General features: G+C 71.4%; 3 protein-coding genes. All 3 read left to right on the top strand.

The features are described from left to right. The first annotated feature begins 170 nt into the window (after window positions 1-170). Window positions 171-437: a hypothetical protein gene (locus FUT87_RS09955; RefSeq protein WP_147240917.1), complete on the top strand. Its 267-nt coding sequence runs from the start codon at window positions 171-173 to the stop codon at window positions 435-437. Between the two features lie 73 nt (window positions 438-510). Further along, the gene (locus FUT87_RS09950) at window positions 511-1,548 is read left to right on the top strand and encodes a tripartite tricarboxylate transporter substrate binding protein (RefSeq protein WP_147240916.1); all 1,038 of its coding nucleotides are present in this window, start codon (window positions 511-513) and stop codon (window positions 1,546-1,548) included. 280 nt (window positions 1,549-1,828) lie between these two features. Continuing rightward, on the top strand, window positions 1,829-3,354 hold a 1,526-nt coding region (locus FUT87_RS09945), incomplete at its 3' end, for a Cache 3/Cache 2 fusion domain-containing protein (protein WP_147240915.1).

The following is a 3,354-nucleotide window of genomic DNA, read 5'->3' as shown; positions in this document are numbered from 1 at the left end:
CGCCGCGCAGGCCGCGCCCGACGACCTGCAGCGCGTGGAGATCTCCGGCCGGCGCCCCGGCGAGATCCCGCGCACCGACGTGCGCGCCACCTGCCCCGGCGTCGACCAGGCGCTGTTCGAACCGGCTGGCCCGGCAGCAGTACATCGAAGGCAAGGAAGGCCTGGCCACGGTGAGCTTCCGCCTCAACGGCAGCACCATCTCGGACGTCCACCAGTCCCGCGGCCCCTGGGTCTACGCGGCCGCCGTGCGTCGCGCGGTGCGGAGCCTGGCCTGCCAGGGCGCCGAGCGCGACACGCTCTACGTGATGCAGATCGCGTTCCGCAACCAGGACAGCGGCAGCGACATGAACCAGCGCGTGGCGATGATGGAACTGGCGCCGCCCGCCGCCGGCGCCGCCGACATCGCGGCGAGCGCGGCCGCGGTCGACGGGCGCTGATGGGGTTGTCCCCCAAGGGGGCGCTCGCGGGGCTGGCTAGGATGGCCGCCATCGCCACCCGGAGAGCTCCTTCATGCCCACCCATCAGACCGATGCGGCCACCGATGCGACCACCGATGCGGCCACAGATGCCGTGCGCCGCTCCCTGCTGATCACCGGTGCCCTCGGCGCCAGCGCCGCGGCGCTCGGCTGGCCCGGCGCGGCGCGCGCGGACAGCTGGCCGAGCCGGCCGGTGCGCTGGGTCGTGGCCTACCCGGCGGGCGGCGGTTCGGACTTCCTCGCCCGCCAGCTCGCGCCGGTGCTGGGCAAGGCGCTCGGCCAGACCCTGGTCATCGACAACAAGCCCGGCGCGGCCGGCATCATCGGCACCGACAACGCCGCGAAGTCGCCGCCCGACGGCTACACGATCCTGACCGGCGACAACGGCGCGATGGTCTTCAACAGCGCGCTCTACAAGAAGCTGCCCTACGCGCCGTCGGACTTCGCGCCGGTCGGCTTCATGGCCCGCTTCCCGCTGCTGCTGGTGGTGAACCCGGGCGCCGGCTTCACCAGCGCGAAGCAGTGGCTCGAGACCATCAAGGCCAAGCCCGGCAAGTACAGCTACGCGTCGCCCGGCGTCGGCAGCCCGCACCACCTGGCGATGGAGCTGCTGAAGGACCGCACCCACAGCTACATCGTCCACGTGCCCTATCGCGGCACGGCCTTCTCGACCCAGGACCTGATCGCCGGCGTGGTGCCGATGGGCATCCTGGACACCGCCGCCGCGCTGCCCCACCTGCGCGCCGGCAAGCTCAAGGCGCTGGCGGTGCTCGCGCCGCGGCGCATCGCCGCGCTGCCCGACGTGCCCAGCTTCGACGAGACCGGCATCAGCGGCGTGGAGGTCAGCGCCTGGCAGGGCCTGTTCGTGCCCAAGGGCACGCCGGAGGCGATCGTCTCGCGCCTGGGCGCGGAGCTGGCGAAGGCGCTGGCCCAGCCCGACCTGAAGGCCCGGCTCGAAGATTTCGGCCTGGAGGTCGCGCCCGGCGACGCGGCGTCCCTCGCGCGCTTCATCCAGGCCGAGACCCAGAAGTGGCATGCGCTGATCCGCAGCCGCGGCATCTCCGCCGAGTGAGGGCGGCCGGCGCCGCTGCGGGGCGATCTTCAGGAAAAGCCGACCGCCCGGTCGGTCGCCGTCGCGCGGGCGATAGCGCTGTCCTCCCCTCGGAAGACGGCCGCGCATTACTTCACGGGGGGATCGAATAGCTGCGGGTTATCCCTTGAAGTGCGGTCACAGGAAGCTGCGCGGCACGGCTCAAGGGGAATAAAGTTTGACCGGGCGCAAAGACAAAACGACAACGACGCGCCAGGAGACCTCCCCTCACTCCCGCCCGCGGCGACGCGGCCGTCCTGTCATGAACAACAACAACGCCGTTCGCGCGACGGTGGCCCGTCGCGTTTCCATCTGGTCGAGCGTCGCGATCGCGGCGCTGCTGATCGTCATCTGCGGCGCCCTGTCCTGGGTGCTGACCAACCAGGCGCAGCAGCGCACGCTGGACTACATGTCGGCCGAGGCCTCCTCGGTCGCCCGCGTCGCCGACGCGCTGGACCGCACCGCGCGCGACTCGGCCAACCGGCTGTACGACGTGCTGGCGGGTGACTTCGCCGGTGGGGCCTTCACGCTGGAAGGCGACGGCGAGCTGGCCTTCAACGGCCAGAAGCTCAATGGCAACTTCGAGGCGGTGGACCGCTTCACGCGCCTGACCGGCGGCAACGCGACGATCTTCGCGCGCAAGGGCACGGACGACTTCATCCGCATCACCACCTCGGTGAAGAAGGAAGACGGCTCGCGCGCGGTCGGCACGACGCTGGACCGCGCCGGCGCAGCCTACGCCAAGCTCGCGGCCGGCGAGACCTATGTCGGGCCGGCGACGCTGTTCAAGGTGCCCTACATGACGCGCTACTCGCCGATCAAGGACGCGGGCGGCAAGGTCGTCGGCATCCTGTACATCGGCTTCGACATGCGCGGGCTGCACCAGGAACTGGTCAAGATGGCCGACGCGGTCAAGCTCTACGGCTCCGGCGGTCTGTACCTGCTCGATCCGGGCAAGACGCCGGCCGACGCGCTGCTGCGCGCGCATCCGCGCGCCCAGGGCAAGAAGCTGTCGGAGCTGATGCCGGCCGACCAGGCCGAGCGCTACGTCAAGACGGTGACCGAGGACGCCGACGGCGTGCTGGAGGAGGTCCAGGCGGTCTACGGCGACAGCTACCAGGACGCGTTCGCGGTGGCGCGCAAGTCGCAGGCCACCGGCTGGTGGGTGATCGCCGAAGCCTCGCGCGCGCAGGCGCTGGCGGCGCACAACACCACGCTGTGGGTGCTGTGGGGCCTGATGCTGGCGACGGTGGTGCTGCTGGGCCTGGGCGTGACCTGGATGCTGGGTCGCTGGGTGGGCCAGCCGCTGGCCGACCTGAACGAGGCCGTCGGCGCGGTCGCCAATGGCGACCTGACGCGGCCGGTCCTCGTGCGCCAGCAGGATGACCTGGGCGCGCTCGCCGCGGGCGTCGAGCGCATGCGGCTGCAGCTGTCGCGCACGATCAACGAGGTGCGCCAGGCCAGCGATTCCATCGGCACGGCTTCCGCCGAAGTCGCCGCCGGCAGCCGCGACCTGTCCTCGCGGACCGAGCAGTCGGCCAGCCACCTGCAGGAAACCGCGTCGGCGCTCGAGGAGCTCGCCAGCTCCATGAGCCAGACGGCGGCGTCGGCCGCGCAGGCGCATCAGCTGGTCGGCGAGTCCGACCGCGCGGCCCAGCGCGGTGGCAACGTGGTCGCGCAGGTGGTGACCACGATGGACGAGATCAGCACGGCCAGCCGCCAGATCGGCGACATCATCGGCACGATCGACTCGATCGCGTTCCAGACCAACATCCTGGCGCTGAATGC

Source organism: Mitsuaria sp. TWR114 (assembly GCF_007997345.1).
The sequence above is the reverse complement of the archived record's forward strand: the minus strand, read 5'-3'. Positions and strand labels throughout refer to the sequence as shown.